General features: G+C 58.0%; 25 protein-coding genes and 2 pseudogenes. 24 read left to right on the top strand and 3 right to left on the bottom strand.

All coding sequences use genetic code 11. The features are described from left to right. The first annotated feature begins 2 nt into the window (after positions 1-2). From NKJ40_RS23090 to NKJ40_RS23050, 9 genes are all read left to right on the top strand, one after another. Positions 3-3008, top strand: coding sequence for a TrlF family AAA-like ATPase (locus tag NKJ40_RS23090; RefSeq protein WP_031195301.1), 3006 nt, complete (start codon positions 3-5; stop codon positions 3006-3008). A gap of 268 nt (positions 3009-3276) precedes the next feature. After that, positions 3277-4536, top strand: a complete 1260-nt coding sequence (locus NKJ40_RS23085) for a metallophosphoesterase family protein (RefSeq protein WP_023722843.1) — start codon at positions 3277-3279, stop codon at positions 4534-4536. Further along, a complete protein-coding gene (locus NKJ40_RS23080; protein ID WP_352468042.1) occupies positions 4533-8003 on the top strand; it encodes an ATP-binding protein in 3471 nt (1156 codons plus the stop codon). Before NKJ40_RS23085 ends, NKJ40_RS23080 begins: the two co-directional genes overlap by 4 nt. 435 nt (positions 8004-8438) lie before the next feature. Further along, on the top strand, positions 8439-8885 hold the full coding sequence (locus NKJ40_RS23075; RefSeq protein ID WP_023722846.1) for a hypothetical protein: 447 nt from the start codon (positions 8439-8441) through the stop codon (positions 8883-8885). Next, the gene (locus tag NKJ40_RS23070; RefSeq protein WP_031195303.1) at positions 8882-9085 is read left to right on the top strand and encodes a hypothetical protein; all 204 of its coding nucleotides are present in this window, start codon (positions 8882-8884) and stop codon (positions 9083-9085) included. The genes NKJ40_RS23075 and NKJ40_RS23070 overlap by 4 nt, the downstream gene beginning before the upstream one ends. 93 nt (positions 9086-9178) lie before the next feature. Beyond that, on the top strand, positions 9179-9556 hold the full coding sequence (locus tag NKJ40_RS23065; protein ID WP_156948343.1) for a hypothetical protein: 378 nt from the start codon (positions 9179-9181) through the stop codon (positions 9554-9556). A gap of 158 nt (positions 9557-9714) precedes the next feature. Next, positions 9715-10236, top strand: coding sequence for a hypothetical protein (locus tag NKJ40_RS23060; protein ID WP_352468041.1), 522 nt, complete (start codon positions 9715-9717; stop codon positions 10234-10236). Next, positions 10233-10934 (top strand): IS6 family transposase, encoded by a 702-nt coding sequence (locus tag NKJ40_RS23055; protein ID WP_023722851.1) that lies wholly within the window; start codon positions 10233-10235, stop codon positions 10932-10934. The genes NKJ40_RS23060 and NKJ40_RS23055 overlap by 4 nt, the downstream gene beginning before the upstream one ends. A 197-nt stretch (positions 10935-11131) precedes the next feature. Then, positions 11132-11923 (top strand): calcium-binding protein, encoded by a 792-nt coding sequence (locus NKJ40_RS23050; protein ID WP_352468040.1) that lies wholly within the window; start codon positions 11132-11134, stop codon positions 11921-11923. A gap of 102 nt (positions 11924-12025) precedes the next feature. Here the strand turns inward: NKJ40_RS23050 and NKJ40_RS23045 are convergent. After that, positions 12026-12115, bottom strand: a pseudogene (locus tag NKJ40_RS23045) (IS6 family transposase); the annotation flags it as partial. A 587-nt stretch (positions 12116-12702) separates the two neighbouring features. On the opposite strand from NKJ40_RS23045, the gene NKJ40_RS23040 reads away from it, so the two are divergent. Next, on the top strand, positions 12703-13131 hold the full coding sequence (locus NKJ40_RS23040) for a DUF309 domain-containing protein (RefSeq protein ID WP_031195309.1): 429 nt from the start codon (positions 12703-12705) through the stop codon (positions 13129-13131). 654 nt (positions 13132-13785) lie between these two features. Here the strand turns inward: NKJ40_RS23040 and NKJ40_RS23035 are convergent. Continuing rightward, positions 13786-13944: a hypothetical protein gene (locus NKJ40_RS23035; RefSeq protein WP_023722855.1), complete on the bottom strand. Its 159-nt coding sequence runs from the start codon at positions 13942-13944 to the stop codon at positions 13786-13788. An 874-nt stretch (positions 13945-14818) separates the two neighbouring features. On the opposite strand from NKJ40_RS23035, the pseudogene NKJ40_RS23030 reads away from it, so the two are divergent. Continuing rightward, positions 14819-15018: pseudogene (locus NKJ40_RS23030) on the top strand (cold-shock protein). Positions 15019-15255: 237 nt separating this feature from the next. On the opposite strand, the gene NKJ40_RS23025 reads toward NKJ40_RS23030, so the two are convergent. After that, on the bottom strand, positions 15256-15726 hold the full coding sequence (locus tag NKJ40_RS23025) for a Ros/MucR family transcriptional regulator (RefSeq protein WP_031195311.1): 471 nt from the start codon (positions 15724-15726) through the stop codon (positions 15256-15258). A 646-nt stretch (positions 15727-16372) separates the two neighbouring features. Here NKJ40_RS23025 and NKJ40_RS23020 point away from each other — a divergent pair. From NKJ40_RS23020 to NKJ40_RS22960, 13 genes are all read left to right on the top strand, one after another. Then, positions 16373-16639 (top strand): DNA -binding domain-containing protein, encoded by a 267-nt coding sequence (locus NKJ40_RS23020; protein WP_352468050.1) that lies wholly within the window; start codon positions 16373-16375, stop codon positions 16637-16639. A 348-nt stretch (positions 16640-16987) separates the two neighbouring features. Continuing rightward, a complete protein-coding gene (locus NKJ40_RS23015) occupies positions 16988-17374 on the top strand; it encodes a phage integrase central domain-containing protein (RefSeq protein ID WP_023722859.1) in 387 nt (128 codons plus the stop codon). Then, positions 17265-17726 (top strand): tyrosine-type recombinase/integrase, encoded by a 462-nt coding sequence (locus NKJ40_RS23010; RefSeq protein ID WP_051409784.1) that lies wholly within the window; start codon positions 17265-17267, stop codon positions 17724-17726. The genes NKJ40_RS23015 and NKJ40_RS23010 overlap by 110 nt, the downstream gene beginning before the upstream one ends. Before the next feature lie 296 nt (positions 17727-18022). After that, a complete protein-coding gene (locus tag NKJ40_RS23005; RefSeq protein WP_084643138.1) occupies positions 18023-18229 on the top strand; it encodes a helix-turn-helix transcriptional regulator in 207 nt (68 codons plus the stop codon). Between the two features lie 31 nt (positions 18230-18260). Beyond that, the gene (locus NKJ40_RS23000) at positions 18261-18488 is read left to right on the top strand and encodes a hypothetical protein (RefSeq protein ID WP_156948345.1); all 228 of its coding nucleotides are present in this window, start codon (positions 18261-18263) and stop codon (positions 18486-18488) included. A gap of 77 nt (positions 18489-18565) precedes the next feature. Then, positions 18566-19012 (top strand): hypothetical protein, encoded by a 447-nt coding sequence (locus NKJ40_RS22995; RefSeq protein WP_156948347.1) that lies wholly within the window; start codon positions 18566-18568, stop codon positions 19010-19012. A 348-nt stretch (positions 19013-19360) separates the two neighbouring features. Continuing rightward, positions 19361-19540, top strand: coding sequence for a hypothetical protein (locus NKJ40_RS22990; RefSeq protein WP_031195317.1), 180 nt, complete (start codon positions 19361-19363; stop codon positions 19538-19540). Between the two features lie 70 nt (positions 19541-19610). Then, entirely contained in the window at positions 19611-20240 is a 630-nt protein-coding gene (locus NKJ40_RS22985) for a hypothetical protein (protein WP_023722865.1), read from the top strand. Between the two features lie 293 nt (positions 20241-20533). After that, entirely contained in the window at positions 20534-21145 is a 612-nt protein-coding gene (locus tag NKJ40_RS22980) for a hypothetical protein (RefSeq protein WP_352468039.1), read from the top strand. Between the two features lie 24 nt (positions 21146-21169). Further along, on the top strand, positions 21170-21538 hold the full coding sequence (locus NKJ40_RS22975; RefSeq protein WP_156948351.1) for a hypothetical protein: 369 nt from the start codon (positions 21170-21172) through the stop codon (positions 21536-21538). A gap of 34 nt (positions 21539-21572) precedes the next feature. Continuing rightward, entirely contained in the window at positions 21573-21815 is a 243-nt protein-coding gene (locus tag NKJ40_RS22970) for a hypothetical protein (protein WP_023722868.1), read from the top strand. Positions 21816-21830: 15 nt separating this feature from the next. Further along, complete coding sequence (locus NKJ40_RS22965; protein ID WP_084643140.1) at positions 21831-22049, top strand: HK97 family phage prohead protease; 219 nt, start codon at positions 21831-21833, stop codon at positions 22047-22049. Then, positions 21943-22218 (top strand): hypothetical protein, encoded by a 276-nt coding sequence (locus NKJ40_RS22960; RefSeq protein WP_156948355.1) that lies wholly within the window; start codon positions 21943-21945, stop codon positions 22216-22218. The genes NKJ40_RS22965 and NKJ40_RS22960 overlap by 107 nt, the downstream gene beginning before the upstream one ends. Positions 22219-22983: the final 765 nt, after the last annotated feature.

Here is a 22983-nt window from a genome sequence, read left to right as displayed (position 1 = left end):
AAATGGGCGAGATCGGGGGACGAATGAAACCAGGTTCCAAGAATGGGGCAGTGTGGCGCCGTTGGGATTTACATCTCCACCCACCGGGGACCAAGATGTCCAATGGATATGGGAATTCGTCTCCAGAGATCGATGAAAAGTACATTGATGCACTCGAAGCGTCTCCCATCGAAGTTTTCGGAATTACTGACTATTTCAGCTGTGACAGGTCGTTCGAGATAATTGACGCTTTCCACAAGAGGCATCCTGATTCCCCTAAGGCATTTTTCATTAACATCGAATTTCGCCTCTCCGACGCAATTAACGCAGCGAGTGACAGCCCGCATCTTCACGTGATTTTCGACAGCGACGAGCAGTTCTGTCCCCGCAGAAAGATCGAGAAATTTCTGCAGCTGCTGACAACGAAAGGTGTGGATCGTTCCGGCGCCTCCATATCCTGCGCTGAACTTTCAAAGCCTGCGGACTATGAGTCCGCCTCGGTGGCGTTCGAGGATCTTAACAAGAAGCTCAACGAAGCATTCGGTGATAGCCAGCCCTATCTCCTCGCGTTTCCCGCTAAGAACGATGGCATGAAGTCCACCGACATGTCTTCACCTCGGAAAGTGAGGGTAGCGGACAACATTGACCGGATATGCCACGCCTTTCTAGGTTATGGCGCGAGCCGCGACCATTTCTTGCGAAAAGATCGCTATGACGACGGCCAGTCGGAGCCCAAGCCCGTGATCTGGGGCAGCGACGCGCATTCATTTGAAGATTTAGAGCGGCTGCAGGGAAACATCCCCTCCTACCCATACACGTGGATCAAAGCCGACACGACGTTTCGCGGCCTGCAACAGATCTGTTACGAGCCCGAAGCTCGGGTGTTCATCGGAGAAGAACCTCCCGTCGAGACGCGAAAGATCCAACATCCGACGAAGATTCTCAGAGGACTCAAGATAGGGCAGGTGAGAGGCTATGATGGCGCCCAGGGGCAGTGGTTTAAAAACGTAGACCTTCCACTCAATCCCGAACTGACGGCAATCATCGGAAACAAGGGAAGTGGCAAGAGCGCATTGGTCGACATCATCGGTCTGCTCGGCGAAAGCCGCCTTGAGGAATACTTCGCATTCCTGTCAGACTCCCCCGAAAACAAGAAATTTCGGCAGAGACGCTACGCAGAGAACTTCGAGGCCGAGCTTGAATGGCAGAGTGGAAGCCTCACCGCGAAGCGGCTGAGTGACCATGTCGAAAGTACAAAGCCGGAGTTGGTCCGCTACCTGCCGCAGAACTATTTTGAAAAACTCACCAACGAAATCCAGATCGAGAAATTCCGGCGGCAGATCGAAGACGTTGTTTTCTCCCACGTGGACGAGACCGAACAGATGGGTCAAGCCTCCTTCAAGGAGTTGCAGGATCTGAAAACTTTGCGCAGCAAGGACGAGACCAGTGCGCTAAAGACGCGCCTTCGTGCCCAGAACGTGAATCTGGTCGCCTTGGAGGAACAAGCTGATCCGCAGTTTCGCCGGACTCTGAAAGCGCAGCTTGATGCTAAGTATAATGAATTGAACGCTTTAGCCAAGCCGGAGGTGATGGACGCACCAGATGATATTGAAACCCCAGAACAGAAAGTCCTTTCAGCGACCGTCGAACAATACAGCGCCCAGCTTACAGCTCTGCGCTCTCGGGAGCAACCCGCCATCGAGTATCTGGCTGAGCTAAAGAGAAAAAAGCAAGTTCTCGAAGGTGTTAATGAGTCACTTGAAAGTCTTACCAAGCGGGTCGCAGATGCGGTCGAGCAGATCCGATCGGATCTTGGTAAATTCGGGCTTGATGCCGATCAAATCGTTTCGCTGCGCATCCAGAATGCGGCCTTGCTTAGCCTTGCTGCCGACCTGACCAACCAGATCGGCAAGCTCGAAGCTAACAATGAATTAACGTTTGAGCACGGGTTTGACTTCTCGACCCTTGAGAGCCTGCCGGACATCCGGAAGGCCATCGACCATTTGGTCGATGCCGTCAATCTCGCGCGGGACAAGCTTAGCGCGCCGCGGCGCGCATATCAGCAGTATCTGGAGCGCCTCGACGCCTGGAAGAGCCGAAATATCCTGATCACGGGCAATGAAACCGACCCGCAACCGAACACCATTCGATATATCGAGAGCCAGATCACCGCTCTGGACAATGATTTGCCGGCGAAAATCGTCGCGGCTCGGGAGGCGAGGCGTAAGCTTGTCGAAGCGATCTATGCGAGCAAGAACAAGATCCTGAAATTCTATGCCGACCTTAAGAAGAGTGTCGACACCAAGCTATCCGAGGTTGCGATCGAGGGCTTCAGCGTCGAGATCGACGCGTCGTTCGTTCTCAGTAAGGACTTTCAGGATAGCTTTCTGTCCAAGGTCAGCAAAAACAAACGAGGCCCGTTCAATGGCCAAATCAAGGAGCCGGGCCAAACCTTGTCCGACTTCCTCCGCGATGTCAGCTGGAATGATTTCGCCGCGATTTCAGCGGGCCTCGACCGAATTCTCGACGCGATGCAGACGGAGGACTTGAAGTTCACCGACCAGGTGCGCGACCAGAAGGAGTTTTACGACTTCCTATTCAGTCTCGAATACATTGAACCATCGTACAAGTTGCGTCTTAGCGGCAAGGATCTTGAGGAGCTGTCGCCGGGTGAGAAAGGACTCCTTCTGCTTGTCTTCTATTTGCAGCTCGACAAGAACGACATCCCGCTTATCATCGATCAGCCCGAGGACAATCTCGACAATCAAAGCATCTTCTCGGTGCTTTCCAATTGCATTCGAACGGCCAAGAAACGTCGTCAGGTCGTTCTCGTGACGCACAACCCGAACCTAGCTGTTGGTGCGGATGCCGAGCAAATCGTCTATGTGAAACTCGACAAGACCAAGAATTACAAGTTTTCCTACGAGAGTGGCGCAATTGAAAATCCTAATATTAACCGGCGTATTGTCGATGTATTGGAAGGGTCTCAGCCGGCGTTCGTTAAGAGGCGCCTAAAGTATAATTTCTAGCCGTGCATCGTCAGGCCTGCGTCAGGGTTTAGCCCTGTGAGAACTGCCGGCGAAGCGGAACTAGATCGATGGTGCAAAGGCACATAGCAAGTCCCGCCAGAGCTTTGACAACTGCATCCTGCGACGTGATAGGAGCCTAGCGAAACTACGCCGGCATGAGTGCTAGATGAATGGCAGCCTGAGCTCAGGACAGCCAACACCGCGTGTCGTATAATTTTTTGTCGAGCCGCAGTCGAACACCCTATGTTCAGTGGCCGGAGACCGCCGAATGGCATTTCGATTTATACATACGGCCGATATTCATCTCGACTCGCCGCTGCGTTCGCTCGCGATGCGAAGCCCCGATCTTGCCGAACTCGTCGGAGACGCCAGTCGCCAGGCGTTTGTCTCCATTGTGGATCTGTGCCTTGCGGAGCGCGTCGATGCGCTCGTCATTGCCGGCGATCTTTATGATGGCGATCAGACTTCGATGAAAACAGCACGGTTCCTGGCATCGCAGATGACACGCCTCCACCAGGCCGGCGTCAGGGTTTTCAAGATCCGCGGAAATCACGACGCCCTGTCGCGGATATCGAAACAGCTCGTCTTTCCCGACACGGTAACGATCTTCAGCGGCCGTCCCCAGTCCGTACTTCAAACGGCCGGCGGTCTTGACGTCATGTTCCATGGATTGAGCTTCGCAAGCCCCAAGGCACCTGAAAGTCTGCTGCCCAAGTATACAGCCGCCCGTGAAGGGGCGGTCAATGTGGGTGTCATGCACACGAGTCTTGCCGGATCGCCCGGTCACGACGTCTACGCCCCTTGCAGCGTCGCTGACTTGCACGGCCATGGTTTTGACTACTGGGCGCTCGGGCACATCCACGTCCGCAAGGTTCATCCTAGAGCGAGCACGGTGGTGATGCCAGGAATGCCGCAAGGCAGGGACATAAACGAGGCCGGCGAAAAGTCAGTCACTTTGGTAACGATACGTGACGACCGTTCCGTCGAGGTCGAGGAAAGGCTGACCAGTATCGCGCAATTCGAGCGGGTGAACGTCGACCTGACAGGGACTGTCGAGTGGCCAGAAGTCGTCGGGCGAATCCGATCCGCGCTCGAAGATATCCGGGCTTCCGTCAGATCCCGTCACGTTGTTGTCCGTCTCGGTCTGACCGGTGACTCGCCTTTGTCTTGGGCACTGATCCGCGACAGGGACCTGCTCCTGGCCGAAGCCGAGCAGGTAGCGGAACAGGCCGGCGACACATGGGTGGAAAAGCTCGAGCTGGGCCTCTCTCCGCCCAGGACGGAAGCACTCGAAGGCGTCGCGGATCCGATTTTCGAACTCGCTGAATCCATGCGCGCCGATGCAAGTTCAGAAGCCTTCCGTGCTGAAGCGAGGGAATTCGTCCTGAAAACCATCGCGGACCTTCCGCCCGACGGGCGCGACTTCGCCGGAAAAGACGAGGCCGCGCTGGAATTATTCCTCGACAGGGTTCTTGCCAGCGGCGCTGACCTGGTCACGGCCCGCCTCAAGGCAGGTGGATCGCAATGAGGCTCCGGCGCCTTGATCTCATTCGTTATGGAAAGTTCACCGACAGGACGATCGAGTTCGGACCAAAACCGGATTCCGGGCCCGACTTGCATATTGTATTCGGGCTGAACGAGGCCGGCAAGTCAACCGCGCTTTCCGGCTATCTGGACTTGCTGTTCGGGATTGAAGAACGCAGCCGCTACAATTTCCTGCATGAATATAGCGCGATGCGCATCGGCGGCGTGCTCGAATTCGGGGGAGAGGAGCATACGTTCTCACGCACGAAACAGCGCAACAACTCGTTGTTGAACGCAATGGGCCAGCCGGTGAGCGAACTGGCGATTGCGGCACATCTCGCAGGTCTGTCCCGGGACGCATACGGCACCATGTTCTCGTTGGACGACGAGACACTGGAAGCCGGCGGAAAATCGATACTGGAGTCGCGTGGAGACCTGGGCAAGCTCCTGTTCACGGCCAGCGCCGGTCTTGGACACGCGAGTGACACATTAAGCGCGCTCGAGGCAGAAGCGGACGGGCTTTATCGGAAGCAGGCACACGGAACCGAACTCGCGCTTCTCAAGAAGCGACTTGCGGAACTGAAGTCCCGGAAGGATGCTATCGACACACTGGCTTCGACGTTCGAGACCCTCGAGGCCGAACGTCTTGATGCGGCGGAAAAATACGATCGCAGCATCACCGAACGGTCGGTGCTGTCGGCTAGGCTCGATACCATTGCCAAGTATCTCCGCGCAGTCCCGATCCTCGCGGATATCCGACGTAAGGTAGCCCGGCTGGCTGAGTTGCCTGACATCGCTTCACCGCCACGGACCTGGACAGGTAGTGTCGCCGAAATGATCGATGAGGACGCCAGCCTGAGAACTCGGCTGTCAGCAAACGTCGACGAAGTCGAGCGAGTGACGATGAAAATCGCGTCGGTCGAGGTGGACGAGGTGATCCTTGCAATCTCCGAGCGGGTTCGCGGACTGGCGGATCGCAAGGTGCGCTATATCTCGGCAGGCTTGGACCTGCCCAGTCGCAGGACGGAGCTGCAAATACTCGATAACGCCATGGCAACTTGCCTTGCCGCACTGGGAAGGTCCTCCGAGCCAGAGCCTGCCGCCCTGATTTTGCCTGCTGCCATTGCTGGTGCTGTTCGCAATATGGTCGAGCAGCGATCCGGAATTGCTACCAGCGTGCGCGTCGCCCGAGACGAAGCCGCGGCAGCCCTTGATGCGCTTCAGACGGCACGCGAACGGGTCGGTGAAGAAAGGGCCGTGCCCGAGCCTGCCAGGGCAAGGCTTACCTCGGCTTTGTCGAAAGCGAGGGGGAGTGGGCACCTAAAGGAGATCAAGATGGCACGGGAGGCAGAGGACGAGAGCGGAATTCGATGGGAAACAGCGGTCCATCGCATGCATCCCTGGTCCGGAGATGCTCAGGCGCTGGCCAAGATCTCAGTTCCGACGGCCCGGCAGATTGGTGCATGGAAAACTCGCTCAGCAGAGCTTGGGACGAGCAGGGCAGTCCTTTCAGAACGTCTTGCCGAATACCAGGCCAATCACGAGTTGCTCTCGGCGCGGCTGGACGCCCTTCGTGGCTCGGTTGACATAACGGACGATGAAGCCGCCGCAGCCATCCGGCGTGCCCGGGACGAGGCTTGGACAAGGCATCGAGATGACCTTAAGGGCGAAACAGCGGACGATTTCGCGGTAGCGTTGGCTCGTGACGACAGTGTTGGAGCAGTTCGTCTGGCCAACGTGCGGGAGCTCGCCGAGATCCGAACCACGACCCGCAGCCTTGCCGAAACCGCGGCCTTCATCTCGCGTGCGAGCGCCCAACTTTCCCAGGTCGATTTGGACGTGGAAGCAGCACTGTCGGAAATCCGCGTATCGGCAAGAGATCTGCTCGGAGATAGCCTGGAATCTTCGCCTGAACGAATGATCGAACTGATCGAGGATCGTACTTCTGCCCGGACCGATGCGCTCGCGGCGTGGGAGGGGATCGAGGTCGCACGTAAGAAGGCTGGTCGGGCGGCCGACGAGGGAGACCAGATACGCCTGGAGTTGAGCGGGGCGCTGGAGAGCGTCGGAATACAGTCTGACTCCGAAGAGAGTTTGGAGACGATCATGGCCGTCACAGAGCTGTTCCTCGACAGGCAGCTCAAAGTGGACGCTGAACGTGCCGAGGCGCTCCGAACAGTCAGCGCGAAGGAGGAGGATCTGGCTGCCAGACGACGGGCCGTGGACGTGGCAGAAAGGCGTGAGGAAGAATGGCTGGCCGGCGTTGCGGAGGCGCTTAAGGGTACCTGGCTCGAGAGCGGGCTTTCGGCGCCCGGAGTGGGGAGCGTACTCGATCAATTGGCTGAACTGTCCAAAACCCTTCAGGATCGGGATGCCATGCAGCTCCGCATCGGGAAGATGGAGGCAGACAGAGATAATTTCATTGTCGAGATTACCGCAGCTGCAGCCGAAGCGGGTGAACCGCCGAACGACGACGAACCGGAACAGTTGGCGATCCGGCTTGCTGAGCGCCTGGAGCGCGCCGATCGCACTCGCGAGGCGAAGGCAAACCTCGTCAATGACCTGCAGCGCCTTCAAGATGCTCGTGGCACACTCGATGTCGAGATCGCGGCGCATGAACGCCGCAAGAACGAGGTCTTGGGCGTCTTTGGCGTAACCACCCTATCCGAAGTCGTGGAACGCGACGAGCTGCTGCGGGACAGAGATCGTCTGCGCGCTGCTGTAGCCGACCTTGAGGAGCAGTTGTCGACCGAGCTCGCTGTGGAGGGGATCGAACAGGCGTGTTCAATATTGAATGCTCTCGATTTCGATAGCCTTGCAATCGAAAAGGCTGAAGGCGAGCAGCGGCTTCGGGATCTTGATGAAGCGATACAACAACAGCTTATCCGGCAGACGCGAGCGGCGGACAAACTGGACGCCATTGGCGGCGATAGTGCTGTTGCCCGAATAGATGCCGAACGTCGCACCGTCCTTCTGGAAATCGAAGAAAAGGCCGTCCATTATATCGAGCTTAAACTGGGAGTTATGTCGGCTGGAAACGCTCTGCGCGTATACCGCGAGCGTCATCGCTCCGGGATGATGGCGCGGGCATCTGACGCTTTCGCGCTCATCACGCGCGGTCAGTACTCGGGCCTGGCAACCCAACCGGTGAAGGGCGGCGAAGTCCTCATCGCATTGCAGCGCGACGGGCAGTCCAAGGTCGCCGACGCGTTGTCAAAGGGCGCGCGTTTTCAGCTCTACCTGGCCCTGAGGCTTGCCGGGTATTACGAATTTGCCCAGTTTCGACCCTCAGTGCCATTCATTGCCGATGACATAATGGAGACTTTCGACCATTTCCGGTCCGAGGAGGTTTTCAGACTGTTTGGCGAGATGGCAAGTGCGGGTCAGGTGATCTACCTTACGCATCACCAGCACCTATGCGAGATCGCCAAGGCTGTCGTGCCGGGCGTAACGATCCACGAGCTCGGATAGTTGCCTGCTGTCGCGTAGCATGAGTTGATGCACCTGCTACCCAAAGACGACTTCCGTAGGCCGAACCTTGGATGGCCGCTTTGCGCCCCATCTCCGCCTTTCGGACGACGACACGCTTCTCCCGAAACCGGTCATTCCTCCGAGGTCTCGGCGGCGAGCGACCCTAGCGACTGCGCCGGGACAAAGCCGTCATCCACGCGGGTCACACCGAACGACAATTTTCTGCAGGACCAGGCATTGTTGATTGGGATTGGACCCCGCCGCGAATCCCGGATGCTGACCGCTCGCTGACAATCGACATTGAATTGTAGGAGAGTGGACATTCGGACCGGTATAAATGCCTCCGTGTACTTGATCTCTCTACCGCATTGAGCAGAGGTAGGCACCGCAGCTGCTATCATGGCGTGACACAACAACAGCTCCGGGGGAAAAACGATGGATGAACAAGAGGCGAAGAGCGCTTATGATGAAATATCGGATGTGCTCCGAAAGGTCGGGTTGAATTGGGTAGTAGAGCAAGTTGAGGAGAGCATCTATCTCGGGAAGACGGTCATCACTAAAGCTGATGCCAGCGAGTTCATCGATGACCAAGTCGCGGGTCAGCGGCGCGGCAGACGGCAAATGCAGGAGTTCGTTACGACTCAGCTCTTTTCCAACATTGAGCGCCTAAATCTTCTTCTCGATGCCATCGATCGCATATTGGCTCTCCCGCAGTTCGCAACCGATGCGCTGAAGATCTTGGAAGTAAAGAGCGTGACGTTCGTTTCTGAACGAGAAGGCGATGATGGCCACAGCTTGCGCAGCGATTCAGGCAAACAGCAGGAGGCAGCCCGCCGCCGCTTCCGGGAACTGCGCCAGCAAGCTGGAGTTACCGCCGCATGATGACCGCATCGACTCTCGTCGGACAGATCTCCGCGATTCTCGGTCCGGCACATGGCATGAATTACTCCGCGGCGTCGGACGCCAACGACGTGTTCGAAGGCTATACGCTCGCGATCGTCGTGAGGGCGGCCCGCGCCGCTGGGGCCACCATCGCTTTCGAGGCGAACGATGGAAATGCCACCACCAACTTGATTTTCTGAACCTCGCCGGGCGACATCTTCAGCCCGAAGAAGAAATACACCCACGCCGTTATAGGCTTACCAGGCTGCCCGCCGCTTGAGGCGCATATCGGCGTGAAAGTGTCGGGGCGCTCGGGTGTCCTCCACGAATGCGATCTCGCCGTGATCGATCAACACGAAGCGCGCGTCTGTCGCAAAGAAAAGGTGCATCCTCGTGCTAGCAAGGTCCTGAACGCAGCCGAATGTAAATTTTACGCGAGCACCCTGAAGTTGGGTTTGGCGCGAGGATATCTCGGACTCGCCGAAGAACTCGGTAAGCAAGATCGGTTGCTGGTGACCAACACGACCTCCGATTCCGCAGCAAGGATGATTGCCTACCATAAAGCCGGTTGGGAGTTCGACCTGTCGTCACCGACTTCGGCCCAGGCAGTAGATCTCGAAGCGAAATTCAAAGAGGCCTTTCGCAACTATGTTGCGAAGCGCAAATCGTGAGCGCTGGTTCGATCCTAGTCAGCGGGAGCATTCCGCTGACGGAATCTAGCATTCGTTCGTCTCCGCATCGCAGAGGTGTCCGTTATGCGCTCGAGTACTAAATTGCTCTCGCCGCCCGGCGTCTTTAGAGAATGCGCTTGGCGAACGGAATGGGACTCATGACGGAGAACTTCAATTACATCTCTTTTGGCAACTGGGAATATGTCGAGGGGAACGTCGATGTCGTCACCATCGGGCGAGGGCGCATGTTCGAATACACGCCGCCTGACACCGAGAAGCGGCTTGAAAGCCTCGATTCCACTGCGATCGCCTTTCTCGAAAAGTTGCCGACTTTTCTGTGCAGTGAGATCAAGTCGGCCGGAGACGCCGTCTCCATGCTCATCAAGTACGGTCGGATCTCCGACACCACGCCAGGGCGAAGAGAGGTCTCCACCACTTTCGAGACATTGGTCGATTTCGGCGAGGTGGGTTTCGACGACATTGAGATGGCCGGGTCGGTGTTCGGCGCGGACCGGTTCCAGCTCTACCGCACGCATTGGGCAGTCCGTGAAGGCGATGCCCAAGAGGTGCTGGCCAGATTGGCCGATCTCAAACCCAATCTTGCCCATCTTATCGGGGAGCAAGGGGGGCATCGTCAACTTAACGAAGCGTGGATACCGATGTGCGATGACGGGCAATGACAGAGCGTGACCCACTCTACCGCCGCCATCGCTTCCCCGCCGAGATCATCGCCCATGCTATCTGGCTCTATTTCCGTTTTCCTCTCAGTTTGCGAATGGTCGAGGACTTGCTGGCGGCACGAGGGATTATTGTCTCGCATCAGACAGTCCGGCTTTGGGCAGAGAAATTCGGGCGGACCTTTGCCAGCGAGATCCGCCGCCGCTCAGCGGGTCGGCTGGGTGACAAGTGGCATCTCGACGAGGCCGTCGTTTCGATCCGCGGCAAGAAGCACTGGCTCTGGCGCGCCGTCGATCAGGACGGTTTCGTCCTGGAAGTTCTGGTGCAAAGTCGTCGCAATGCCAAGGCGGCCAAGCGTCTGATGCGCAAGCTGTTGAAGGGCCAAGGCCGCGCGCCGCGCGTGATGATCACCGACAAGCTTCGGTCTTACGACGCTGCAAAGCGAGAGATCATGCCGGGCGTCGATCACCGTTCGCATCAAGGCTTGAACAATCGGGCGGAGAATTCCCATCAGCCAGTCCGGCGACGGGAACGGATCATGAAACGCTTCAAGTCACAACGCCATTTGCAGCGCTTCGTCTCAATTCATGATCCGATTGCCAACCTGTTCCACATCCCCCGCCACGAAATCTCCTCCAGCCATCATCGCGAACTGCGTTCAGAGGCAATGAACCTCTGGGCAAAAATCGCGCGGGCTTGAACCGCCGTGGGGCAAGCGGGCTACGACCGCCTCGCGCTCTTTAAGTTTACGATGCCCCCGCAACTGCTCAGCAGAAGGAAGTGAACGTGAGTGCATCCATTTCGTAAATGTGTGTCTATCCAAGCAATCGATTTCTCTAATTATCCGATGAGGAATATGAACGCGCCAGGCAGGGTGCATCATTAGGAGTATTTTCGATGGCAAACATTATCGAGGGTGGCCCGGGTTCCGAAACACTCCTCGGCACCGAGCTTGAAGATTGGATGGAGGGTTTCGGGGGCAATGACTGGATTGACGGTCGTGGCGGCAACGACGAGATCTCGGGTGGCGCGGGCAGTGACCGAGTCATCGGCGGCGAGGGTAACGACCGCATCTTCGGCGGAGATGGCTGGGACGATCTCTCCGGCGACAACGGCCGCTTCAACGCGCGCATCTCCGGTGAGGACAATGACAGGCTCAGCGGCGGTCCCGGCCAGGATGTCCTCTACGTGGGTGACGGCCAGGATACGTTGACCGGGGGCACCGACAGTGACACGTTCGTGTTCCAGTTCCACAATCCGGTGCCTGGGGTTGTCGGGTCGAAGTCGGACATTTCCACTATCACCGATTTCAACCCGGCGGAGGACAAGTTCGCCTTCGATGCGGTGGGCCTCTACAACGACGGTTTTGGCGCGAACTTCGTCAACAACGCCAGCATACAGTCCGGCTACCCGGTGAGCAGCTTCTACAGTGGTGCGGCCTCGGGTGCGAACGGCGAACACGTCGTGGTGATCACTGGCGAATCTTTCAACTCTGCTTCTGAAGCCGCGAGTGCGATCTCCGGCGAGCACGCCGGCGACATCATTGTCTACCAAAGCAGCTACAGCGACAGAGTCGCAACTCTGGCCTATGTCACCGCCGACAACAGCGCGCATGAGTTCGTCCACCTGGGCGGTGTGGTCACCGTGGCCGACCTAGGCCTGACCGCGTCGGACTTCACCTTCGTTTGATCCAGAAAACCCATACGGAACAGCGCCCCGCCCCCCTGGGCGGGCGCTTTCCGTTTCCGCTACTTGCGATGGGCCGGGGCGCCCGGGAGCAGTCGCAGCGTGTAGAGCTTGATGAAGCCGATACATCCATTGGCCGCGGACCTTGATGTACGTCTCGTCCATATGCCACTTGCTGCCGACCGTACGCTTGCGTCAGCTTCGGAGCTCTGGTCACTTCGCCCGTTCTAGCCGGCTGAGCGCCGCTTCCTAGCTTGCGGGCTAAGCAGATGGCGCGGCGGCGATGAGGCACCAGCGCGCGAATCCCCGCCAGCAGCAGCCGCTCCGCAGTGAGACCCAGCTTCGTTCCCGTCATCAAACTGCTCACGTTGAACGCCGGCGCGACTGGCTCCGGGCAGAGATCGATCCGAACTACCCTGGCGTCGCCTTCGGCCTTGCGACCGGGCTTGCTGCTCGCAGAAGCAGCGTCAGTCTTCGGTGCGCGAGTAGTCGGGCTTCAAGACGGTCAAGCGCTATCGGCGTCTGCCACCGAAGACGTCCGGCGTCGTGCGTGTACGGCGGAGGCTGAAATCTCAGGGATGGAAGGACCCAGCAGCCAATGCAGCGGTGTCCATCAGATTCCATATGACATGATTGTCATCGACGTGCTTTCATGATTGCTGGGGTCTATGTCACGTCGTCGCTTGCTACCCGAAAAGAATTTCCCGGGCTACGCATACCTGCCTGGCAAACATCCGCATCCGGTTCGCGACCCGCTGGGTCACAGTTACCAAAGCGACCCGATGACCGTTGTTGCCGTCGAGGAATCACTCAGCTCAAACGGGTTCCGATGGGGTATCGACCTGTTCAATCACGGTTATTACTGGGAAGCCCATGAGGCTTGGGAGCCTCTTTGGCACGCTGCGAAACAAAGCACTCAGCATCGCCTTTTGTTCAAGGGATTGATCCTGTTGGCGGCGGCCGGGGTGAAGATCCGCGAGGGAAAGCCGGTCGCTGCCGCGCGCCATGCGGCGAGAGCTGCAGCGCTTTTTCGTCGGGTGGCGCCTCTGCCGAGCCGGCCCTTTGAGGCCGCACTCGGAATGACACCTGCCGCGCTCGCGGTACACGCCGAAGCGGCCACAACTTTCCCGGCTGTTTTGCGAGAGCCGATGCCTGGCCAGCCTGAGCCCGTTTTCGATTTCATTCTCGCCCCTAAATCCGAGGGCGTCTGATAGGCAACCCCTACAGTACGGTTCAAGCCTCTTAGTTATTTGGGTGCACTGCCGACCTGTCATGGACAGTTCGACAAGGGCAGCTTCAATCCTGGCGCAGTTGACCTACGGCACAGCCCGGCGCTGGCGGAGCACCCATGGCAGGCGCCGCTTCCATCGTTCATCTCGCGGCAAAGCAACATCTTTCTGCCACCGCTTCTTCTTGCGGGTCCGTCTGCCTCCAGTCGGTGCGTTCGATGCCTTCGGAACCGGCGCTTCCTCAACCGTCGGCGGCTTAGGAAGCGATACGTCGGGCATGATCACGTCCTTGGCGTCGGGTACTGCTTCACCAACGGCGGCCATGGGCCGAGAACGGATATCTTCGCAAGGAACAATCGGCGCTTCAGCGATCGGACCTTCAGTCTCGCTTCCGCGATATCGTTCGTGATGGCGGCCAAGTCGATGCCGGCCCAGATTGAGTGTGGCCGCTTCACGAGCCAACGCTTCTGTTTGATCTCGACGACAAAGGGTCGCTGCTGCCTCATAGGCTCTCGGCAGACTCAGGAGAGTTGCGAATGTCGTCTAGGCCGATCGCACGCTTTCGTCCACCCGCCCCCACGCATTCTCCAACGGTTTTCCAAGACGTTGCTGTCGTCCAAGCCACGACTGAAGCGGCTAACCGCTGAGGCCGGGGCCCACGCTCCCGATCTCTTGTCCTGCTGTCAGCATGACCGCCATAACGACAATATCGCCCACGCAGTCGCCTTTATTAGGCCCATCGCGAAGCCGCAAAATATTCAAAATGCAATGAAGATGGCCGCCACCCTTGTCCATGCTCGCATGTTCCCGTGTAAATCGGACCCGTCCAATGCATTTTTTGAATCGGTCACCTGCGACTGATTATGCTGCTGATGGTCCGCATGCCGGATGTCATGGGTGGCCGGGCACGGATTGCGCTCCGCAAGCGGTCGGCAATCCCAAAGCTACACTTGGTGCACATCGCATCGGCTTTCCTCCACCGATCAACCCTTAGTGTGGGTTGAGAAGTCGCAAGAGGTGGCGCTGACCAGGCTTGTTCCGCAGCCCTCGTTGTCGTTGATCCAGACGCTGGGTGGTGAATGAGGAATCGCAGCAGCGATCACCCACAGGATACAGGTCAGCTTTGCTGCGCTCGATTTTGTCGATGATCAGATCGGCCCCCTTCTTCGCGAGAGTGGGCGCTCTAATCAGCCTAGAACGGCCTGATCCTGGTCAATCTCACGCGCGCCAACTGCCTCGCCGGATTGTAGAGCCTCTTGCGGGTGTTTTCTACAACAACCACCAGGGTCATCAAATCAAGCAGGAAGTCGTCGATCGCTTGGGCGGTTGTTCCTGACTCACCTTTGGACTGATCCCAGCAAAACGCACGCCCGATCGATCGCATCCGCGCTGGCCGCAGTGATTAACGCTCCGACTCCTCTTGACGATGGCGATCGTACGAGGTGCCGGCCCCCGACTCCTCATTGCAAGGTTCACCACGTGATGCGTTAGTTTCGTCTGCCTTTGCGACTGCCGCTTGGTCGCGGCCAGTCCACTGGCTGCACGATGCGCTTACCACGGCGTGTCGCTCCGGGCCTTCCGGTCTTTCGCATTTGCTGCGTTATACTATGAACGGCCCGGCATGATCGCCGAACCAGAACGTGTTGCAAACTTTACAAGGAATACGCACATGGCAACTGGAACCGTGAAGTGGTTCAACAGCACCAAGGGATTTGGATTTATCCAGCCCGACAATGGCGGTCAGGATGTTTTCGTCCACATTTCCGCTGTCGAACGCGCGGGCCTCTCGACCCTCAGATCAACTATGAGATCGAACAGGATCGCCGCACTGGCAAATCCTCCGCTGGCAGCCTCAGCAAAGCTGGCTGATTTTTCTCCTGCCCCCCGGCAAGAGCCGGGAGGACGCGGCAAGTCCGGATGTACTGACGGCCGCTCGACAAGAGCGGGCGAGAATAGGGCTCGGCGCAGCAGATTGCTGCAAGCGGACGCGCTTCTTGTGAAACGAGAATGTTTGCAGTTGAAGGCGGGCTGTCCCCGCCTTCTCGTATTCTGCGCAAATGCCGACGGCAGTTGCGCGCTCCAGAACGAACCTCGATTGCCGAAATTCTAACCTGCGACCTTCTTGCGGGTCCGCTTCGCCACTGCCGGCTCCGGCGCTTCCGGCGCTTTCGGTTTGCGGCCGAGCCCCATCGTCTTGGCCAAAGTCGAGCGCGCCGCGGCGTAGTTCGGCGCGACCATGGGATAATCCGCCGGCAGGCCCCATTTGGCGCGATATTCATCTGGCGTCAGCCCATGGTGGGTCGACAGATGGCGCTTTAGTGATTTGAATTTCTTGCCGTCTTCAAGGGAGATGATGTAGTCCGGTGTCACCGACTTCCTGATTGGGACAGCAGGCGTAAGCGCAACCGGCTTTTGTGCGGTGACGCCTGCGGCCGTGCCTTTCAGCGCCGCGTGCACTTGGCCGATCAGGGCAGGGAGATCCCCCACCGGGACCGGATTGTTGGAGACATAGGCTGAGACGACATCGGCGGTGAGCTCGATGAGGGTGTCAATGTTTTTTGCGGCTTCTTCTGTCATGAAACTCTCCAGGCGGCGTGAAACACAGTCGGCGAAGCGTCGCTTCATAGTGGCGGTCGCCGCTGAAAGCAAATACAGCCCGGCAGGACTATCGCGATGCTCGTCGGCACCGAGGACCATAGCGCTGCATCCGCCGTCGTGGGCGTGTTGATCTGCGCGCTGTCGGCCGGGCAAAACGAAGGGCCAAAGATGCTTTGCGCCACCCATGAAGCCCCAAGGTCGTCCTTGCGCAGCTCACGAAGCCCTCACGGACGCGGTAGCTAGTCTTCGGTTCTTGACTTTCGATTTGACCTGCGCCCCGGCCAGCGCGCCCTCGGCAGGCGCTACGAACTCGAATAAGGTGGTTGAACCGATGCTGAGCATCACGGTAATTCAAGCACAAGCTTTGCCTGTTAATCCTGTGGTCACAAACGACCTTGATGGCCAACAATGCGAAACCCGATGTGCGCGCCGCACGGTCTTGAGCTTTTTGCAATTCATCCCTCACCTGGGTCGAACCGGTCAGAAGATGCGCATATCGCCTCGAGCGGGCGCTTGCGGGTCATGATCGCGATGGTGTCTTAGCTACGATGTTTCCCATCCTTGGTTAGGCTGTCGAAAAGAACAATCGCTCTTCGATCACTTACTTCCGGAGCCCGATGTCATGATGAAATATCCAGACGTTAAACCAGGTCTTAAAGAAGAAGTGCCCTGGTCTGACAGCCTGACCAGCTACGACCGTCAGCACTTCACGACCTACCTGAGGCTCCTGGATGCAGGTGCCGACGAGGCAAGCTATGAGGAGATGGCGCAGGTCATCCTCGGCATCGATCCGGTGCAAGAGCCGGAGCGGGCCCGGAAAACTGCGCGAAGCCATCTCGATCGGGCGAACTGGATGGTGACGACCGGTTACAAGGAATTGTTCGCCGGATGAGGGCGAACAGGCGGCGACACGCTCCGCCTGTTCAGATGTGGTTACGGCGTCCGCGAAAAGAGCGGTCTCACGGTCGGGGCTGCGGGAATTAGGTTCAAATTGAAAGACCTCAGTTCTTTGCTCCATCATGACGATCGACCAGATGGCGGCGACCGGTGCGAGCACCAGACCCGCCACGCTGGACGACAGCAACACGAGGCCAACCAAACCCGAACCGCCAACATGAAAAGCCAACCATGCAGGCAGGACAATTCCGACGCCAACGATAACGAAAGAAGCCGATGAAAAAGCTATAAACAGCGGGTCTTTCGAATCGTCAAGCGAGACACTTTCCCGGCTCGCTTTCCGATGAAGATAGCGGTGAAGGAGAAGTCTTTCCGCAATGGGAAGCACAAGGCGCAGTGGTCGATGACGTTGCGTGAATATGCCAAGCCGCTGCACAAGAGGCCGATCGCCGAGATCGCGCGCGACGACGTGGTCGAGACGCTGAAGCCGATCTGGGAGAAGATACCAGAGACTGCTGACCGCCTCCGCATGTGCATTGCAGCAGTAATGGATCACGCGAAGGCGAGGCGGCTTTTATGTCGGCGACAACCCTGCCGACTGGCGGAGAGGCCTGAAGGATATGCTTCCGGCTCGACAGAAGCTCACGCGCGGCCATCACGCAACAGTCGGCTACAAGGAACTGCCTGCCATCATCAAGCGCCTACGAGCCGCCGCTGGCGTGTCAGCTAGGGCTGTGGAGTTCGCCGCATTGACCGCAGCGCGTTCCAGTGAGGTTCGCGGCGCAGTGTGGCCGGAGATCGACCTTGATGCGGCCTTGTGGACGGTACCCGCCGCAAAGATGAAGGCTGCGCGCGACCATGAGGTTCCGCTTTCCGAGCGCGCCGTGACAATCCTCCGCGCTACACAGCAGCAGTCGACCAGCGATCTGGTGTTCGAAGGTGGACGCGACGGAAGGCCAATCAGCGACACAGCGATGACGAAGGCGCTTAGGGCCGCTGGTGCGGGCGATGCGACCTTGCATGGTCTGCGCTCATCGTTCCGTGATTGGGCTGGCGATAGACCGATTACCCGCGCGATGTAGCCGCGGCGGCCTTGGCTCATGTGCTCAAGGACAAGACCGAAGCCGCATACAGACGTGGCACCGCGTCGCAAAAAAGACGCGGCTTGATGGTAGACTGGCACAGTATTGTGAAAATAAAGCCCGTTGACCATATCGACATTACAGGCGAAAACGCATATTGTTCTTCACCTTGGCTTACCTCGCCTAAGTTAACGGCGACCCGAATCCCTCTCTAAAGATTCAGAGTTTGAACGTGCCCCTTCGCACGTTGGATTTTCCGCACGCTCTTTTTGCGCCGGGTTGCACTGGGGATTCCGATGACAGCAAACGACAACCGACCGCGCCTGATCGCACCAAAAGACGCGGCGGCAGCCACGTCTCTTTCTCGTACACTATTGATTTTGATGGCCGAAGCCGGGGGGTTCCCGAAGCCCGTTTCGCTATCCGAACGACGTAGTGCATATATGCGTGCCGAGGTCGAAGAGTGGATTGATAAGCATATCGCCGCGAGCGCGGCAGCATGAGCCACAATGCCGAAACTGTTGCGAAATGTTTATGCTTTGGAAGGCTACCGAGAAGGCGTTCCTGCAGCATCTTCTGATCCGCTTGATAGAGGATGTTCCGGACTTCAATAGGGAAAAGTTCGCAACCGGCTTGCACCTACTGCAAGAGGAGTGGCCCATCGACCGAACAGACAAAGATCGAGAAGCGCAGGGCTTAGTCAGCATCCGCTTCCTTGGCGAATTGATTGAAATGACAGCAATGCGCATCGCTCGAGAGTGAGCACACTGACGGGCCGCGGCGTTTCTTCAAAAAACACCGCCGACCAACGGCGGCACTCCAAGACTGGACCGCTCCCCTTGAAAATCCTTGATGCCCGACCGGAGCCGCCAGGCTGCGGCAACGTCATTGCGCGCGTCGACGTAGCACTGAATGATGCCGTGAAAATCTATAATCTGAAGGTGTCCAAGCGACCCGATGGCGGCTTCGCCGTTTTCGCGCCGAACGCTCATGGTGGGCGCGTCGTCACGTTTTCTCGTTCTCTTGTTGCCGAAATTGCCAGCGCCGCTGTTGCCGCGCTCATGGAGCCGACGCCGAATGACCGCACCCACACTGAAGCAGAAAGGTTCCTCGACCTTATCAACAATGGCGACGCAGAGAGGCTGGCCAGTTTTCACTACGGCAATATGGCCAGGACAGGCGGATCGATCATGGTTGCGCCGGAAGACGTGGCCTGGGAACCACTACACGTTCAAGCGCGAACTGTTACAGCCGCGATCCGACAACGAACCTGCAGATATCAGTGAGGCCCTCCGCTGGTGCGTTGTGGTCGACAACATTCCAGAATGTGACGCCGACACGGCCGGGATTATTTACATCGAGAGAGAGACGCCCTTGATGAGAAAGTTCTTAGGGCGGCTATCAGCAATGTCGTCAAACCAGGTCATCTTGAAGCGGGACTTAGGAGGATTGTCGTTGTAAGTCTCGGCCGATTTGGAACACCGCATGAGCGCGCCAAGACCAAGTAAAAATTTTAGCATGATCGTCCTCCTTTCAATGGAGAAACCAATGCGGCGGGCAGATAGTTCCACAGGTCCGGAACAATGCTCACTAGCGCTCGTTGCCTCTGATCGATGGGCGAGGAGCGCGGAGATATGGCCGTGAAGAAAAAGAGCGACGATAGCCGCGTTAAGAAGGGCGCAGAACTTGAGGTAGAGCACCTTACCGAAGTCACGGACCTATCGGCCAAACAGGCGCGCACATTATTGCGGAAGCACGGCGCTGACTGGCAGAAGCTCAAGGACGAAGCCGAAGATTTAAAGGATGACGACTGACTACCCGTCCCGCGCATTGCGGAAACGGACTACCCGGCCTGGCCGGTTTCTCGAATTGGGATGACCACCCATGACAAAGACCACCCGCAAGGAAATACTAGAAGCAACAGACGCCTTCCTGAAGGCCAACCCGGCGGAGAAGCGCACCGCTGTACGGATTCGTTTTCGTGGCGGTCGGCCAGCTTGGAATTGGCTGAAAAAGCACGACGGGAAGGGGGCCGCCGCATTGTGGCTCATCGTTCGAGAGCGCCTTCCGCAGGCCGCCAACGACAACCTGCCCACTGACGCGGGACTGCATGTCGACCGGAGCCGAAAGGACGGCAGGCCAAGAGGGAAGAATCCAGATCCACGTTCGTTGGATGCCTGCATAGCGCTGCCGTCTGCCCAACCGCGGCTCGGCGATGCCGAACCGGAACCGGCACGAGCAGGCAACTGGGATACGGTGTCGCGAGGTGTCTCTATAAAATCGCAGGAGTGGATACATCCCGACGCAGTATTCACGTCGGCAACTTGCTTCAGCTTCCATCCTCCAGAGATCGCACCTGGCGCATTCTTTCTGGGTGCAATAGGCGGACTAGGCCAGCTTAAGTTGGGCAGGAGTCGTGGAGACGTACGGCTGGCTGGAACTGCCGATCCGATCACCCCACCGGCCAATATCGATACTGTCATCGAGGTCATCTTAGCAGGCGGCAATTGCTGAGGTCGGCAAGGCTTTCGGCGCTAAAGGCGGATATGCAGACCGTCGCGGAGGCGCTGAGCTATTGGCGGCTGGCAAGTGGGCGAAGTTGGCGGTGGCGAATGACAACCCGAGAATCAGGGCCGCTTAGGGACGTGTGCCAAATCGTGGCCCCAAAAACCTAAAGGGGCAACAGCAACGAATGGGGCGCTTCGGCGTCCCACCCGCTTTGGGCCCTACGCCTCGTCATCGTCAGGCGCAACCCGTCAATCTGGCACCAGAGGCGGGAATTATTGCGCGCGTTCCGGCCAGGCTGCGTGCGCTCACCGTCCAGCCTTCAGGGCTGCGACGGTGTTTTTTTTAAACCATCGCAATCACGAATTTCCAAACTCAAGGATCAAATATGCCTACAAGCCGTAGCCGCCATTGTGCGGCGTATCGGCTTCGATGAAGGGCGCGTGGGCGCGGTAGCCCGCATACTCACGGACGCCGCTGTTCTGCCGCCCGGTGCGCCTTGGACATCTCCAGATCTCAGCCCGCAAGACGTGGCGTCACTCATGCTTGGCGCGGCGCTGGACGTGCCTTTGCGTGCTGTTGTTGACGCGGTGCGCGATTACCGCGCCCTGCGCCGTGAAGGCGTTCCTGATGGCGCGCCATTTGCTATCAGTGTTGCCACAACTGGTGAAGAGCTAGACGTCCTGGCCGAGATCGCTGCAACTGGCTCGCCAGAGGCGAAAGCACGGGCAGCAAAGACCATCATCACCGTAGTCAATAGTTGGCCGGAAGTCGTGCCGATCGACCAGATCGACACCCGACGCTTCAACGCGGGCGCGCCAAGTCACTGGCAGGCCTCTCGCCATCGCAAATCTGTCGAAATCAATGCCGCCGCGCTTGTCGACGTCATCAATGAACTTTTTGGAGACCAGTAAAATGTCAAAAGCTGACCTTTCGTAATGCCCGAATTGACCGATGTCGACCCGGAATTCGCAAAACTCGAACGGCAACTTCAGGACCTAAACTCCCAAAAATGTTTGGCCGATCGCGAGCTTGCGAGCCCGCGTGAAGAACTGGCCGAAGCGCGCGGTCCGTCCATTCCGTCCAGCGTTGCAGCCCTGCTTGGTGATGAACCCGACTCGGCGACGGGAAAACGGCAGCGTGCCGCCGAACTGAGCAAGTTGGTCGGCGATCTTATGGTTGCCATTGACATCATTTCTAAACGTCTGCGGGAGCGTCGCGACATACGGCAGCCGTGCTGCTGTCGCGCGCCGCCGCATTGGAGGCCGCGATGGTGCCGCTTCGCGAGTTGGAACAGTTGCGCATAGATTTGGAAGCTCACGATGCATCAGGTCATTTTCAATGGCCGCACGGGAATCTTTCGCATTTTTCCAGCGCGTTCTGCGCGGCTGTGCGCAAGGGAGTGTGAGTATGGAACGGCGAGAATACGAAACCGCCACGGATAAGGGGCGCCCTGGTCAACGTCTGGTGAGACTGCCGGGCGATAAACAGCACACCAAGCGTGGTGACAGCGCAAAGGTCATCGCGCGCCGCATTGCGCTAGACAAAGCGGAGAAGCGCCTGCAGAGGCTGACGAATGGCTGAGTATCGGGCTACGCCATCCAATGGAGCCAACCCGCGACTATCGCGGGTCTCTTCGTTGAACAGTTTGCGCGCGGATCTTTCGACAACTCATTGCTCCACAATCCTGACGTGGCGGCTCTGTGGTCGCATGACAGCAGCCGGCCACTTGGGTGTGTTGGCCGCCGCGACAGCAAATATCGCAGCGGCCGGTCCACCCGCCGAGCAAGTCATATTCTTCCACCATGTAGCTCTTGATCTTCAGCCAACTGCCGTGCCGCCAACCGGCTTCCATGGATGCAGGTCAATTCACGATTTGCTGAAACGCGCTGTTTCCGCCCGGGTGGAGCTAGCCTGTCAGTTTAGTGAAGTCGTGGCGCCGCGCGCCAACATGTGCCAGCAAATTCGTTTCGTTTACGACCCCTGATTGAAGAGATTCAGCGTGGTCGAGGCCAGAATCTGACCGTCTATCGAAGTGCTGTACCATTTAGCGTCGGCGGTTATCTGGTCGACAACCCGCTGGCAAATCGCCCGATCTTTAGGTTAAGGAACTGACTTTTCGGCGCTCGTAGCATCTCGATGCCTTTAAAGGGGAGTCACTTGTCTCCCAAGCGACACCCAGGCGTGGGTCTCCCGAGAATGGATACTAAACGCATCCAGGCCATTCGTTTGAGTGGTACGATGCGGGGCGTTGGCATCGGTGACGTGGTTGCGATCACGGCCGCGGTACGGAGGCGGTCACCGACGACCGTATCAGTGATACAACGCACTTCCTTAGCGGGCGGCCCAGCAGCTTGGGTTAGGGGGGCGGCCGCTGGGCCTGACCAGCGAGCGTTCGGGAATGCTCGACTGGCTGGTTAGTATATTAGATCAAGCTAATGTAATCGAACCATGCGAACGAAGTACGCGCGGCAAGAGGCTGGCACGCTTCACTTACCGCGCGCTCTTGCCTTGGGTTCTGGCGAGCTTTCGGACGGGTTTGCAGCCAATTTTGCAGATCGCCGATCTGTTACCCACAGGGACTTTTTCCTCGCCACCAATTCGTCACGATCGCCCTCAGCGGTCGCTCGGCTATGCATCGCAGCTATGGCGTAGTGGGCTCTGTTGGTTCGATAGTCTTCTTTTTGGACAGTCATCGTTTGCTCCCAGTTTCATAGCCCCTCTTTTTGCCCTTGCGGGGAGATTAACTGCC

Source organism: Mesorhizobium sp. M0119 (assembly GCF_040322615.1).
Taxonomy (GTDB): domain Bacteria; phylum Pseudomonadota; class Alphaproteobacteria; order Rhizobiales; family Rhizobiaceae; genus Mesorhizobium.
This window is presented reverse-complemented; position numbering and strand designations above follow the sequence as displayed.